General features: G+C 42.3%; 12 protein-coding genes and 1 pseudogene. 2 read left to right on the top strand and 11 right to left on the bottom strand.

The window, feature by feature from the left end; translation table 11 throughout:
* Positions 1 to 43 precede the first annotated feature (43 nt).
* The 10 genes and pseudogenes from ACZ5AE_RS22695 to zapA form a co-directional block, all read right to left on the bottom strand.
* Complete coding sequence (locus tag ACZ5AE_RS22695; RefSeq protein ID WP_464566795.1) at positions 44 to 1,021, bottom strand: electron transfer flavoprotein subunit alpha/FixB family protein; 978 nt, start codon at positions 1,019 to 1,021, stop codon at positions 44 to 46.
* A 41-nt stretch (positions 1,022 to 1,062) separates the two neighbouring features.
* Positions 1,063 to 1,836 carry an electron transfer flavoprotein subunit beta/FixA family protein gene (locus ACZ5AE_RS22700; RefSeq protein WP_464566796.1) on the bottom strand — a complete coding sequence of 258 codons (774 nt, stop codon included), beginning with the start codon at positions 1,834 to 1,836 and terminating at the stop codon, positions 1,063 to 1,065.
* A gap of 111 nt (positions 1,837 to 1,947) precedes the next feature.
* On the bottom strand, positions 1,948 to 2,721 hold the full coding sequence (locus ACZ5AE_RS22705; RefSeq protein WP_464566797.1) for an enoyl-CoA hydratase: 774 nt from the start codon (positions 2,719 to 2,721) through the stop codon (positions 1,948 to 1,950).
* A gap of 28 nt (positions 2,722 to 2,749) precedes the next feature.
* Complete coding sequence (locus ACZ5AE_RS22710) at positions 2,750 to 3,334, bottom strand: TetR/AcrR family transcriptional regulator (protein ID WP_464566798.1); 585 nt, start codon at positions 3,332 to 3,334, stop codon at positions 2,750 to 2,752.
* Positions 3,335 to 3,590: 256 nt separating this feature from the next.
* Positions 3,591 to 5,299 (bottom strand): annotated as a pseudogene (locus ACZ5AE_RS22715) (AMP-binding protein).
* A 338-nt stretch (positions 5,300 to 5,637) separates the two neighbouring features.
* Positions 5,638 to 6,045 carry a DUF350 domain-containing protein gene (locus tag ACZ5AE_RS22720; protein WP_423799264.1) on the bottom strand — a complete coding sequence of 136 codons (408 nt, stop codon included), beginning with the start codon at positions 6,043 to 6,045 and terminating at the stop codon, positions 5,638 to 5,640.
* 113 nt (positions 6,046 to 6,158) lie between these two features.
* The gene (locus ACZ5AE_RS22725; protein ID WP_464566799.1) at positions 6,159 to 8,522 is read right to left on the bottom strand and encodes an endonuclease MutS2; all 2,364 of its coding nucleotides are present in this window, start codon (positions 8,520 to 8,522) and stop codon (positions 6,159 to 6,161) included.
* A gap of 18 nt (positions 8,523 to 8,540) precedes the next feature.
* Entirely contained in the window at positions 8,541 to 10,256 is a 1,716-nt protein-coding gene (gene polX / locus ACZ5AE_RS22730) for a DNA polymerase/3'-5' exonuclease PolX (protein WP_464566800.1), read from the bottom strand.
* Between the two features lie 86 nt (positions 10,257 to 10,342).
* Positions 10,343 to 10,882 carry a CvpA family protein gene (locus tag ACZ5AE_RS22735; protein WP_464566801.1) on the bottom strand — a complete coding sequence of 180 codons (540 nt, stop codon included), beginning with the start codon at positions 10,880 to 10,882 and terminating at the stop codon, positions 10,343 to 10,345.
* Positions 10,883 to 10,887: 5 nt separating this feature from the next.
* Positions 10,888 to 11,148, bottom strand: coding sequence for a cell division protein ZapA (gene zapA, locus ACZ5AE_RS22740; RefSeq protein WP_464566802.1), 261 nt, complete (start codon positions 11,146 to 11,148; stop codon positions 10,888 to 10,890).
* A 104-nt stretch (positions 11,149 to 11,252) separates the two neighbouring features.
* Here zapA and rnhC point away from each other — a divergent pair, with 104 nt between their 5' ends.
* A complete protein-coding gene (rnhC, locus tag ACZ5AE_RS22745) occupies positions 11,253 to 12,221 on the top strand; it encodes a ribonuclease HIII (protein ID WP_464566803.1) in 969 nt (322 codons plus the stop codon).
* A gap of 20 nt (positions 12,222 to 12,241) precedes the next feature.
* Positions 12,242 to 12,532, top strand: a complete 291-nt coding sequence (locus ACZ5AE_RS22750) for a 4a-hydroxytetrahydrobiopterin dehydratase (protein WP_464566804.1) — start codon at positions 12,242 to 12,244, stop codon at positions 12,530 to 12,532.
* A 53-nt stretch (positions 12,533 to 12,585) separates the two neighbouring features.
* Here the strand turns inward: ACZ5AE_RS22750 and pheT are convergent, their stop codons facing one another.
* Complete coding sequence (gene pheT, locus ACZ5AE_RS22755; protein ID WP_464566805.1) at positions 12,586 to 15,000, bottom strand: phenylalanine--tRNA ligase subunit beta; 2,415 nt, start codon at positions 14,998 to 15,000, stop codon at positions 12,586 to 12,588.
* Between the last annotated feature and the right edge of the window lie 5 nt (positions 15,001 to 15,005).

Here is a 15,005-nt window from a genome sequence, read left to right on the forward strand (position 1 = left end):
ATGATAAAGGCGAGCGGAACATCCCGCTCGCCCTCATCTTTTATTATGAATGAACTTTAAGTTTTTTAAACTCTTCAGTTAAAAGTGGAACAACCTCAAACAAGTCACCAACGATACCGTAGTCTGCCACTTTGAAGATGTTTGCTTCAGGATCTTTGTTAATGGCCACAATAACTTTAGAGTTTGACATACCTGCAAGGTGTTGGATAGCTCCGGAAATACCGCAGGCAATATATAGGTCTGGAGTTACAACCTTACCAGTTTGGCCGATTTGCAGGGAGTAATCGCAATATTCAGCGTCACATGCACCGCGGGAAGCCCCAATTGCTCCGCCTAATACAGCAGCCAATTCTTTTAAAGGTGCAAAGCCTTCTGCACTCTTCACGCCTCGTCCGCCAGAAATAACGACTTTTGCTTCGCTCAGGTCTACACCTTCAGTAGCTTTTCTGACTACCTCTTTAACGATGGCGCGAAGGTCTTTGATTTCTACAGAAAGGGAAGAAACTTCTCCGCTTCTTGATTCATCTTTCTCAAGTGGAGCAATGTTATTTGGACGAACGGTTGCAAAGATTAAACCGTCAGTCACAATTTTCTTTTCGAATGCTTTACCGGAATAGATTGGTCTTGTAAAGACAACGTTACCGCCAGCCACTTCAACAGCTGTAGCATCAGAAATTAGACCTGATGATAGCTTAGCAGCAACTCTTGGGGAAAGGTCTTTTCCAAGTGCTGTATGACCGAAAACAAGGCCTTCAGGCTTTTCTTGGTCAATGACTGCTAAAAGTGCTTGAGAGTAGCCGTCTGATGTATACTGCTTTAATTTTTCATTTTCAACAACAACAACGCGGTCTGCACCGGATTGAATTAATTCTGCACCAAGGCTTTGTACTGCTTCTCCAAGCAATACTCCTACTACTTCTCCGCCTTCAGCAACAGTTTTAGCTGCAGCAACTGCTTCAAAAGATACATTACGTAAGGATCCGTCTCGAACTTCTCCTAAAACTAATACTTTTCTAGACATTAGTGTTTACCTCCTGCAAATCAATTTTTATGATAAACCGATTAGACTACTTTTGCTTCAGTGTGGAGCAGTTGAACAAGTTCTTTTACTTGATCAGCTAAATCGCCAGATAAAACCTTGCCTGCTTCTTTCTTTGGCGGCAGGTAAATTTCAATTGTTTTTGTTTTTGCTTCCACATCATCTTCTTCAAGATCCAGATCATCTAATTCCAACTCATCAAGAGGCTTTTTCTTTGCCTTCATGATACCTGGCAATGATGGGTAGCGCGGCTCGTTCAAGCCTTGCTGAGCAGTTACTAAAAGCGGAAGGCTTGTTTCGATTACTTCAGAATCCCCTTCAACGTCACGAGTAACAGTTGCCTTAGTTCCGTCAATTTCAAGCTTAGTAATCGTGGTTACGTAAGGAATGTTTAGAAGTTCAGCAACACGTGGTCCAACCTGTCCTGAACCGCCATCAATCGCTACGTTCCCCCCAAGGATTAAATCAGCATCTTTGTCCTTTAAATATTCAGCAAGAATTTTGGCAGTTGTAAATTGGTCGCCATTTTCTACATCGTCTTCCGTATTGATTAGAACAGCCTTATCAGCACCCATAGCAAGCGCAGTACGCAATTGCTTTTCAGCTTCTTCGCTGCCGACAGAAATAACGGTTACTTCGCCGCCGTTTGCATCACGGACCTGAATCGCTTCTTCGATCGCGTATTCATCATAAGGGTTAATGATGAATTCAGCACCATCTTCGTTGATTTTGCCGCCGGAAATTGCAATCTTTTCCTCTGTATCAAAGGTTCTTTTCATTAACACAAAAATGTTCATGGTTACCCTCCTAAATATTCAAACATTTGTTTAGTTTGAAAGATTGAGAAAATTTTTTATAAAAAATATAATAAGCTTCCTAGCGAGCACTCGCTCGATGACTAGGAAAGTTTATTCACCTTTAAAATGAGGTTCTCTTTTTTCAATAAAAGCTTGAATGCCTTCTTTTGCATCTTTGGAAACAAAAACCTCGCCAAATAATTCCGCTTCCCGCTTAACACCTTCATTAAATTCCTTCGTTTTTGCATAGTTTAATAGTTCAATAGCAGCTTTGACAGAGACAGGGCTCTTCTTGGCAATTTTCCCTGCAAGCTTATAAGCATGTTCCAAGACTTCATTTTCTGGATAAGCATGGTTAGCCAACCCATATTGAACCGCTTCCAATCCGGTGATTGGCTCGGAAGTTAACATTATTTCTGCTGCTCTTGCCGTTCCCACATATCTTGGCAGACGCTGGGTACCAGCAAAGCCCGGAATAATGCCTAGCTGTAATTCAGGAAGTCCTAGTTTCGCGGTTTCGCTGACAAGACGGATATGGCATGCCATTGCCAGTTCCAGCCCGCCGCCAAGGGCAGCGCCGTGAATAGCCGCAATAATCGGCTTCGGAAACTTTTCCACTCTTTCCATTAGATCTTGTCCGAATTTGCCTAAGTTAGAAAAACCTTCAGAACTTTCTACTGTCGTAAATTCTTTAATATCAGCACCTGCTGAGAAAAAGCGCCCTTCACCATTGATTACGACAACCCTAATCTCACGGTTAGGTTCTATTTCATCAAGCGTGGCTGACAGTTCGCGCAACAGGCCTGATGAAAGCGCGTTTGCCGGAGGTCGCTGCAACGTTATGGTTGCGATGGAGCCCTCCACTGAACATTTTAAATAGTCCATTTTATGTATCCCTCCCCTAGTTTGTAATCTAGCAGCCTGCAAACCCGTTAATCAAAAGGCGATGGACTTTGGGTGCAAGTGCTGTCAAGTTGAATTTCTCCTCTTTTAAAACCCAGGATGTGACAATCTCATCAATGGTACCAAAGACCATTTGACGGGCAAGCCGAACATCGAGGCCGTCAGAAAACTCACCAGTTTCTTTACCTTCCATTATAATCTTATCAATCACCTGAAGATAGCCCTTTAGAACATTATTTATTCTCATGCGCAGCTCTTTGTTAGATTGCCGCAATTCCAACTGTGTGACGACTGCATATCGATAGTCTTCTGAAAGAAGCTGAAAATGAGTTTCAACCAACACTAATAATTTCTCTGCCGCCGTCTCTTTTCCTGCAATTTCTTCATCTATTTTTTCTATGAAGCTTCCCATTTTTTCTTCAAAGAGTGAGATAAGGATGTCTTCTTTATTTTTAAAATACAAATAAATCGTGCCGTCAGCCACTCCAGCCTGTTTGGCAATCTTGGAAACCTGAGCCTGGTGGTAACCGTTTTCAGCAATCACAACTACCGCAGCATCGATGATTTGCATATATTTTGGTTTCATTTTTTTCACATACATTCCCCCCTTTGAAGAAAAATTTACAAACCAAGAAAATTAAATGGAAACTCGCCGATTAACGAGTCCGATAGGACGAAGACAGAGGCGCAATTGAATTTATGTGTTAAGATAGTTTATACTTTCTTATTAGTTAAAAAGAAAAATATGAATGAATCATCATTCATATTTTAATAATAGTTTTTATATAACTTTCTGTCAAGAAAGACAAGCTATTTTCTTCATAATATTTTAAAAATTTATATTTGACAAGTTACGCGTGCTTTTTAGCCTCGTCCTCCAATTTTTGGATTTCCTCATCGACTAGCATTCTTCGCAGTATTTTCCCTACAGCGGTTTTCGGAAGTTCACTTCTGAATTCGTAAAGTCTTGGCACTTTATAAGCAGTAAGAAATTTTCTGACGTACGTGTTCATTTCCTCTGCTGTAACTGTTACACCTTCTTTTAAGACAATGTATGCCTTAACTGTTTCACCCCGATAAGGGTCAGGCACACCCGCAACGACTGCTTCGACAACATCGGGATGCTGATATAAAACTTCTTCTATTTCGCGCGGATAAATATTAAATCCGCCTGCAATAATCATGTCTTTCTTCCGGTCAACTACATAAAAATATCCGTTTTCATCCATGTATCCTAGATCACCTGTATACAGCCAGCCGTCTTTTATTGTTTGCGCTGTCTCCTCAGGCCGATTCCAGTAGCCCTTTTTATTACCTGTGGACCTTTAATGATAATTTCACCAATTTCTCCAGCAGGCATCTCTTCTCCCGTTTCAGAAGATACAATTTTGGAATCTGTATCAGGATACGGAACGCCTATACTGCCCTTAACTCTTACTGCCCCCCATAAGAAGTTGGAATGAGTAACTGGTGATGCTTCTGAAAGACCATAGCCTTCGACAAGCTTACCGCCTGTAATTGCCTCAAATTTTTCCTGGACTTCATGCGGAAGCGGTGCTGAACCGCTGATACATGCCTCAATTGATGATAAATCATATTTTTTCAAATCTGGATGTTTTAACAGACCGATAAAAATAGTTGGTGCTCCTGGAAAAAGTGTTACTCGGTGCTTTTGAATCGTTTTCAACGTCTCAAGCGCATCAAATTTAGGCATTAAAATCAATTTAGCGGCCATCTTTACGGACAGAATCATAACCGTGGTTAAGCCAAAGACATGGAAGAATGGCAATATTCCCAAAATGACTTCTTTTGCTGGCTGAGCTTTAAAGACCCAGGCCTGGTTCATAGTGGTATTGGCATTCACATTTTTATGGGTTAGCATGACACCTTTTGCCACGCCAGTCGTTCCACCGGTATATTGAAGCAGGGCAATATCTTCATCAATATTGATGTCATATTCCATTAATTTTTTCTTTTTTTGTTTTAAAACTTCTGTCAGCAAGTGGGTGCTGCCCTCATGTTTTACATTTACAACAATTCCGTATTGTTTTTTCTGCATGTAAGGGTAAACTAAGTTTTTAGGAAATGGGAGGAAATCTTTGATAGCGGTAACAATGATGTGTTTTAAATCAGTGTGCGGCATTACTTTTGCGACGCGCGGGTAAAGGATATCCATCGTAACAATGACCTTTGCGCCAGAATCATTCATTTGGTGTTCAAGCTCTCGTTCTGTGTATAGTGGATTGGTTTCCACGACTACCCCGCCGGCGATCAGAATTCCGAAGAAGCAGATAACATTTTGCGGACTATTCGGAAGCATAATTGCAACGCGGTCACCCTTTTGAACTCCAAGATTCGCCTGCAGATAGCCGGCAAAACTTTGGGCATCTTCATAGAGCTGTTTAAAGGTAAGCTCCTTCCCCATAAAGTGAAGTGATACTTTATCCGGAAACTTCTTGGCTGTTACTTCCAAGTATTTGTGTACTGGATCTGTGGAGTATTCCAGTGTGGCAGGTACCTCATTAGGATAATTTTTCAACCACGGTTTTAACTCCGACATACTAAGCCTCCTTACGTTTATTAAATTATGAAAATTCCAACATCTAAGCCTATTATAGAACAAATTATGACAATAAACAATTGCTATTTCCATATCTTGATATAATTACTGCCTTTTGTCTATCAACTAAATTAGCAATAGTTTATCTAGTTTATTCACGTTTCACATTCCTAATTTTTTTCGTAATCATTATGTTTATAAAATAAAAAATCACCGTGAAATAATTCACACGGTGATTTTCCTTAATTTAAAATAAGAGATAGATAACGCCCAGCACCACGAATAGTCCGCATAATCCTATTAGTACTTTTGCTAATGTTTCCACAAACTCTCTCCCCTTATGATATTCCTGCCCCGATGACATAGGATAGCCCAATGGAAATAATCATCGAAATCAAGCCTACAGCCCGATTATCATTTTGAATTTCCTCATCAATTTTAAACTTTGGAGTTAAAAATTCAAAGATAAAGTAACCAGCCAGTAGTAATACAAAGCCGTATATACCCCAGCCAATCATGGAAAGCAATGAACTGTGGTCTTCAATGGTATGCCTAAAAATGTTGGCAACGCCAAAAATTTTTCCACCAGTTGCCATTGCCACAGCCAAATTTCCCTTCTTTATTTCATCCCAATTTTTGTATTTCGTAACCATTTCGAAAACGGCTAAAAATACAATCATACATAAAATGACTACACTGTAATAGGCCGCTATTTGAATATATTCGTTTTCCCAGAACTGGTCCATTGCCTACTCTCCCCTGAATCTATTTTGCAAATCGAAATTTTTTCAAATTCCGAACGCATAAATTCAATTACTCCTCTGCCTTCATCTTAACGGACTTGTCAATCGGCGAGTTATCATTTAAATTCAACAACGGTGACACCTGAACCGCCTTCACCGGCTTCTCCAAAGCGGATTTTCTTGACGGAGCGATGGTTTCGTAAATACTCCTGTACCCCTTGTCTTAATGCTCCAGTTCCTTTCCCGTGAATGATGGAAACACGCGGATAATTGGCGAGCAGGGCATCATCAATATATTTTTCCACTTTTAAAAGAGCATCCTCATACCGTTCTCCCCTTAGGTCCAATTCAAGCTTCACATTAGAATCCCGCCCTCTCACAATCGCCAGCGGCTTCATTTCTGTTTGTTTTGTTTGAGAGGTACCGATATATTCCAAATCCTTTTCTCTTACCTTCATTTTTAAGATGCCGATCTGAACCTGCCATTCGTCATCCGAGACTTTATCCACCAATATGCCGTTTTGGTTAAAGGTGAGTACTTTTACTTCATCCCCAGCTGTGAATGGTTGCTTTTTCGTTTTTTTATTGAGTAGCTTATCGGATTTCTTAATCTCCGGTGCCGCGCCCTCTAGGCGCCTTTTTGCTTCAATTAATTCGTGTTCTTTGATATCTGCATGCTTTTCGGTCCGCATCTTGCGAAGGTCACGAATCACTTGCTCCGCTTCTCTTTTCGCCTCTATGACGATTTCCTCCGCCTTTTCCGCAGCTTTCTCAAGCATTGAGTCTTTCTTCTCATAAAACTCTATCATTTGTTTTTGCAAGTCTTTGTGCAGCTTCTCGGCCTGCTTTAAATAATCAAGTGCCTCATCACGGTCGCTTTCAGCTTGACGTCTGCTTTCTTCAAGGTAGGCAATCATCTGATCAATTTGATTTGTATCCTCGCTAACATGGGAGCGCGCGGCCCCGATGACCCGCTCATTCAGGCCGAGCCGTTTCGAGATTTCAAATGCATTGCTCCGGCCTGGGACGCCTAAGAGCAGCTTATAGGTTGGGCTTAATGTTTCTACATCAAACTCCACACTTGCATTTAACACACCTTCACGGTTATAGCCGTATGCTTTTAATTCCGGATAGTGGGTTGTGGCTACAACCCTCGCTCCTCTATTATGAACCTCGTCCAGAATGGAAATGGCCAATGCGGCCCCCTCCTGCGGGTCCGTACCGGCCCCCAATTCATCAAACAGAACAAGACTGTTATAATCAACCCGATTTAAGATGTCAACAATATTGACCATATGTGAAGAAAACGTACTCAAACTCTGTTCAATCGACTGTTCATCGCCAATATCCGCGTAAACAGCCCCAAACACGGCAAGCTCTGAGCCATCTAGGGCTGGTACCTGCAGGCCCGCCTGTGCCATCAAGGTACATAGGCCGAGTGTTTTTAAGGTAACCGTTTTTCCCCCGGTGTTTGGACCGGTAATGACAATGGTCGTATAATCTTTGCCAAGCATAATATCGTTCGCGACCACTTCATCGATTGGAATTAAAGGGTGTCTTGCCTTATATAAAGAGATTCTGCCCTCATTGTTCATCGCCGGCATTGACGCTTTTATCTTTCGCCCATAGCGGGATTTTGCAAAAACAAAATCCAAATTGGCCAAAATTTTTACAATGACCTGAAGTTCACTCTCGTATTCTGCTGCCTTGGCGGAAAGCTCTGTTAAAATCCGCTCAATCTCCAGCTGCTCCTTCACACGGATATCCTGAAGCTGATTGTTTAACTGGACAATCACTTGCGGCTCAATAAATAATGTTTGCCCCGATGAACTTTGATCATGAATAATCCCGCCATAATGCCCGCGGTATTCCTGCTTTACAGGAATAACAAAACGGTCATTGCGGATGGTAACGATCGCGTCAGACAGCATTTTTTGAGCACTAGAAGAGCGAATCATGCTTTCAAGTTTTTCACGGACCCGTGCTTCATTGGTGCGAAGCTGATGTCTTAACGAACGAAGCAGTTCGCTCGCACCATCAAGCACTTCACCGCTTTCGTCAATGGCCATTTTAATGGCCTGTTCCAGGTTCGTCAATGGAATGATTTGCTCCACTTGTTCTAATAAAATGGGAATTTCTGTCCGTTCCTCAGCAATCTCCTCTAAGAATCGCTTCATCTGCCGGCTGGTATGAATCGTGCTGGCAATCTGCACAAGCTCATGCGGGCTCAAAACACCACCTATTACAGAGCGTTTAATATGAGGCCTAATATCATGAATGCCTGACAGTGGCACATTGCCTTTAATACGCAATACGGCTGCCGCCTCGTCGGTTTCCGCTTGCAGTTTGACAACCTCATCGTAGTCCGTCGACGGCACCAAATTTTTTATTTTTTCCCTTCCAAGGGAGGAGGAAGCGTGCTCTAATAGCTGCTCCCTGACCTTGGTAAACTCTAAAACCTTTAAAACTCTATCTTGCATGAGGGCGAGCCTCCTTTGTCATCTATTATGTAGAAAATTTAGCAAGTCCTTTTTATCCAGGGCATTTAGAACCGTTGATTTTTTAATCCAGCCTTTTTTAGCCGCGGATACACCGATTTCCATATGCTTTAATGTATCCAATTGATGGGCATCGGTGTTGATTAATATTTTTACGCCGGCCTCCTGGGCTTTCCGTAAATGCTCTGCGGCGAGGTCAAGGCGGTTTGGATTTGCGTTCAACTCTAATGCTGTGTTCGTTGCTTTCGCCAATTGGATCAGTAAGTCCATATCCACTTCATAGCCCTCGCGGCGGCCAATTTTCCGGCCGGTCGGATGGGCGATTAAATCGACATGGGCATTATGCAGCGCTTTCTTTAGGCGCTCCATGATTTTTTCTTTTGGTTGTGAAAAAGCAGAATGGATGGAGGCGATGACAAAATCCATTTCCGCTAGCAGGTCATCATCGTAATCCAGACTGCCGTCCGGTAAAATATCCATTTCCACACCTGATAATATCAAAAAATCATCATATTGTTCATTTAGCTTCTTAATTTCTTCTTTTTGTTGCAGCAGTCTTTCACGAGTTAGACCGTTAGCCACTTTAAGATACTGAGAATGGTCGGTAATAGCCATATATTGATAACCCCTGGCTCGGCAGGCTTCCGCCATTTGTTCGATGGTATGGGCTCCATCACTCCAGGTCGAATGCATGTGCAGGTCGCCTTTGATGTCTTCGAGTTCAATTAATTCCTCATCTACTTTGAATGTATCTACCTCCCGGCCATCCTCTCTTACTTCAGGAGGGATAAATGGAAGATCGAAATGCTTGAAAAATTCTTCCTCGGAAGAGAAGGTGAGGCTTTCCCCTGTTTCCACGTTTTCAACGCCGTATTCGCTTATTTTTTCACCGCGCTCCTTAGCCAATTGCCTCATCCGCACATTATGGTCCTTTGAACCGGTAAAATGGTGAAGTGTTGTAACGAATTCCTCCGGCTTCACCAAGCGGAAGTCGACGGATATATCATAATCAAATTCCAAGGTAACCGATATTTTTGTATCCCCCGCTCCAATCACTTCTTTAATATTCGGCAATTTTAACAGCTGTTCACGTACAGTTTCCGGCTGATTAGCAGCGATGATAAAATCCAGATCCTTAATAGTTTCCCGCATCCTACGCAAGCTTCCAGCACGTGAAAAACGCTCAATATCAGTAAATTTTTCAAGGCTTGTTTCAATCCATTCCGCGATTGGTAACATGTAAGCGAGGGGCAGCCGTTCTGGTCTTGTTCCCACGTTCGAGATTGCACTTAAGATTTTTTCCTCCGTCTTCCTTCCAAACCCAGCTAGCCCTTGAACCTTCCCGGCTTCACACGCTTCTTTTAAGGTTGTTACATCGGTGATCCCCAATTCCTTATAAAGCTTAGAGATTTTTTTGCCGCCAAGACCTGGTATTTGGAGAAGCGGAATCAAACCTGGCGGAACCTCTTCCTTAAGCTCCTTTAAAACATTGGATGATCCTTCCTTTATGTATTCTTCGATTACAGCAGCAGTCCCTTTGCCAATACCGGATAGTGCTGTAAAGTCGTCTATTTCTGTTAAACTTCTGTCGTCAGTCTCAAGCGCTGTGGCCGCCTTCCGAAAAGCTGAAATTTTAAAAGGATTTTCACCCTTTATTTCCATATAAATCGCTATTGTCTCTAATAAGTGAATGACTTCTTTTTTATTCACTTCCATTAATTCCACCTGCCTTTAATTAACACATTTTCATTTTAACCTTTTTTCTGATAATAGAAAAACTCCTCTGCATCAGAGAAGTTCACTCAGGCATTATATTCAATCCACCAATCCTTAATCTGCTGAGAAAGGACTGGGGTGTAATTCACAATCGCCTTTGCCATGAAGGAGCCATCTAGCATATTTTGGAAAAGTTCGATTGGTAATAAGGCACCAATATATAATACAATAAAGATAATTAAATAGACTTCCAAAAATCCTAAAATTCCACCAGCCCATACGTTTAACAGCCTTAATACCGGCAAATGAGCAATAAAGTCAAACATCGATCCGATAATCTGCATAATCACTTTTACTGCAAAAAAGATAATAACAAAAGCAATCGCCCGATAAAATGCGGTCTCCATGTTTGCGGCATCGGTGATAATTTTTAATGCTGTATCCTCACCAAAGTTTGGGTAAGGAATCCAAAGGGTCAGTTTTGGTGCAAGATCATCGTAGTAAATATAGGCAGCAATATAGGCAATGATAAAACCGGTTAAATGAACCAGCTGCAAGATAAAGCCTCTTTTAAGGCCGACAAAAAAACCAATAATTAAAAATAAAATAATAGCTAAATCTAACATCGTTTTTAATCCTTTTCTTTTTGTAGTTCTATCGTCAGTCGTTCCATCTCTTCTTTTATTTTGATATAATCATTGACTGCGTTAACTGCTGTTAGAACTGCAAGTTTATTTACCTCGAGTCCTGGATTCTTTGAACTAATTTCGCGCATTTTAGCGTTGACTAACGATGCTACATAGCGAATATGACTCGGACTTTCCGTGCCTAAGATCACGTATTGTTGCCCGTAAATATCTACGGTAATTCTGTTTTTCTGAGTATTCGACAATGTTAATGCCCCTTTCAAGAATCCTACACTATATCATAACATGAAAAGATTAAAGTCGAAAAGTTGTAATAATGAATATATTTAATAGAAATGTGGTGCTATAAGTGGCAAATGTTGTTTTGGTATGTGATATAAATACAATTTTAAAGATGAAAGACTATTACAGCAAGCATTTAGCAGCTAAGCTTCCACCCGGAAGCGTGTTTGCGGCGAAAACTCCTGGTTGTGCGATTACTGCTTATAAATCGGGGAAGGTACTGTTTCAGGGGAATGATTGTGAGAAAGAAGCGGGAAGATGGGGCGGGGCCGCTTCAGAAGCCGGACCTGCCAAGAAGGCAGCCGGCAATGGAAAAACGACAGCAACCTCTTCCAAGGCAGGGGCGGGGCTTCCAGCCGGATTTAGTGACTGGTCTGTCATTGGCTCGGATGAAGTAGGGACTGGTGACTTTTTCGGCCCGATTACGGTCGTCGCTGCTTATGTACGGAAAAAGGATATTCCTTTATTAAAAGAATTGGGAGTTAGAGATTCGAAGGATTTAAACGATGACAAAATCATTGAAATTGCCAAGGTGATCAAGGATATTGTACCGTTCAGCCTAATGACATTAAAAAATGAAAAGTATAATCAGGTTCAAGCAGCAGGAATGTCGCAAGGGAAAATGAAGGCATTGCTTCATAACCAGGCGATATTGAAGGTTTTAGAGAAAATTTCACCAGAGAAGCCTGATGCTGTTTTAATTGACCAATTTGTGCAGGCGGGAACCTATTATCAGCATCTTAAAGGGCAGAAGGCCATTGTCAGGGAGAATGTCTATTTCAGCACAAAGGCCGAGGGCATCCATTTGGCCGTGGCCGCGGCAAGTATTCTCGCACGGTATGCTTTTATCCAATATATCGATAAACTAAGCGAGGCTGCCGGTTTTCGATTGCCTAAGGGGGCCGGGGCTCAGGTGGATGAGGCCGCTGCCAAGCTCATTTTGAAAAAAGGGCAGGGTGTGCTTCCTGGGTTTGTGAAGATTCATTTTGCAAATACGGATAAGGCGATGGCAAAGGTTAATAAAAAGAAGAAGTAAGGATTCAGGGAGGGGCCAATTTGAAACGATTAGGTGAAGAAGAAATTGCTATAGTGCTTAATAGTCTAACCGGCTGGAAACTGGATGGCAAGTTTATTGTTAAAAAGTACCGTTTTCAGGAATTTTTAAAAGGGATGGCATTCGTTAATGATATCGCCCAGTTATCCGAAGAAAAAAATCACCATCCATTCATATCGATTGACTATAAAATGGTCACTTTAAAAATAACCTCCTGGCATGCTGGAGGTTTAACCGACCTGGATATCTCCCTTGCAAAACAATATGACACCCTCTACGAAAAACATAAATAAACGTAAAAAGAGTATCCAACGTAACCAACGTCGGATACTCTTTTTTCGAAACATTATCCCCTTAAAACTGCACCTGCTTGCTCTTTTAATGCCTCAAGCACGCGCGCGTGAACCTTTGTTACCTCTTCATCTGTAAGAGTACGTTCTGGATCCACATATTTTAATGAGAACGCAATGGACTTCTTGCCTTCTTCCATCTTATCGCCCTCATATAAGTCAAATACATAAGCTTCTTTCAGAAGAGGTGCACCAGCTTTAACGATAACATCCTTCAACGTTCCTGACACCGTTTCTCTGTTTACCACAAGGGCAATATCTCTTGTTATGGATGGGTAGCGCGGAATAGACTGATATCGCAGTGCTTCCGTTTCTACACCAAGAACCGCTTTTAATGATAATTCAAATACATAGGTATCTTTTAAATCTAGGTCTTTTTGGACGCTTGGATGCAGTTGGCCGGCAAAGCCGATTTTCAAACCATCTAACCGGATTTCCGCAGTGCGCCCTGGGTGCATGCCCTCTACTTGTGTTTGAACATATTCGACACGTTCTGTTAGACCAAGCTTTGCAAATAATCCTTCCAAAATACCTTTTAAAACGAAGAAATCAACAGGTTTCTTTTCGCCCTGCCAAGAATGATTGTTCCAAAGACCGGTGATCGCCCCAGCCAAATGCTCTTTTTCTTCAGGAAGAACATCCACACCGTTGGATAAAAAGACATTTCCGGTTTCGTATACTGCTAGGTTGTCATTTTGACGAGCGCTGTTGTATTTCAATACTTCTAACAACTGCGGCATGATACTTAAGCGCAAGACACTGCGGTCCTCACTCATCGGCATGGCCAAGCGGGTGAAATCCCTCTTTTCCATAGCAAACTGAGACGCCTTTTCTTCACTTGTTAAAGAATAAGTAACAGCCTGGTACAAACCCGCTCCTTCTAAATATGCACGGACAACACGGCGTTTCTTTTGATATTCAGATAGCTTTCCTGGTGTTGTGGAACCGATCGGCAAGGTTTTCGGGATGTTGTCATAGCCGAATAGGCGGGCAACCTCTTCGAGTAAATCCTCTTCAATTTTGATGTCACCGCGGCGTGTTGGCGCCGTTACAGTAACTGTATCCCCTTCAACAGAAACCCCAAATTGAAGGCGGTCGAAGATGGCTTCCACATCCTTCATATCAAGGCTGGTTCCCAGTACTCGGTTGATTTTTTCCAGAGTAACTGAAACCACTGCCGGTTCAACAGTTAGTGTATCTACCTCTGCTGCTCCTTCTAAAACTTCACCGCCAGCGTACTTAGCCATTAAGTAGGCTGCTCGTTCACCAGCTGCACGAACCCGGTTCGGGTCAACCCCCTTCTCAAAGCGGGCACTGGCTTCACTGCGAAGGCCGTGATCTTTAGACGCTTTTCTTACTGTTGCTCCGGTAAAATATGCTGCTTCCAACAACACCGTAGTCGTATCAGAAGTTACCTCAGAATTAGCACCGCCCATAACCCCTGCAAGCGCAACAGGTTCTGTTCCATTCGTGATCACTAAATGGTCTGCTGTTAATGTTCGCTCTACATCATCCAGCGTCACAAATTTCTCGCCGTCGTTCGCACGGCGGACAAGAATTTCTTTTGAACCCAAACGGTCATAGTCAAATGCATGAAGCGGCTGGCCGTATTCGAGAAGAATGTAGTTCGTGATATCAACCACATTATTGTGCGGACGGATTCCCGCAGACATTAGGCGGGTTTGCATCCACAGTGGTGACGGACCGATTTTCACATTTTTAATCATTTTCGCAACGTATAGCGGATTATCCTCAGTCGCCTCGACAACAACCTTTACATAATCCGTTGCCTTTTCACTTACCGGCTCTAGGCTTGTTTCTGGAAGCATAACCTCTCTGCCGAGAATCGCAGCCACTTCATAAGCTACACCTAACATGCTTAGGCAGTCGGAACGGTTTGGTGTCAGTCCAAGCTCAAGCACTTCGTCATCTCTGTTTAGTAAAGCTAATGCATCGGTCCCAACCTCTGCATCAGCAGGAAATACAAAAATACCTTCCGAATATTCCTTAGGAACGATTTTCCCTTCCATGCCAAGCTCTTGCAGCGAGCAAATCATTCCGTTGGATTCTTCCCCGCGAAGCTTTGCTTTTTTGATTTTAAAATTGCCTGGAAGCACGGCGCCTACTTTCGCAACGGCAACCTTTTGTCCCTGGGCGACATTCGGTGCTCCGCAAATAATTTGAACCGGTTCACCTTCACCAATATCAACCTGGCACTTGCTTAATTTATCAGCATTTGGATGCTGTACACGTTCAACTACATGACCAACAACAACACCCTTAATGCCTTCATTTAGGATTTCAACGCCTTCTACTTCAATCCCGCTTTTAGTAATTTTTTCAGCTAATTCATTTGCCGAAACTCCAGTTAAGTCTACATAATCCTGGAGCCATTTATATGAAACAAACATAACGT

This window comes from Neobacillus sp. S1227, assembly GCF_055385255.1.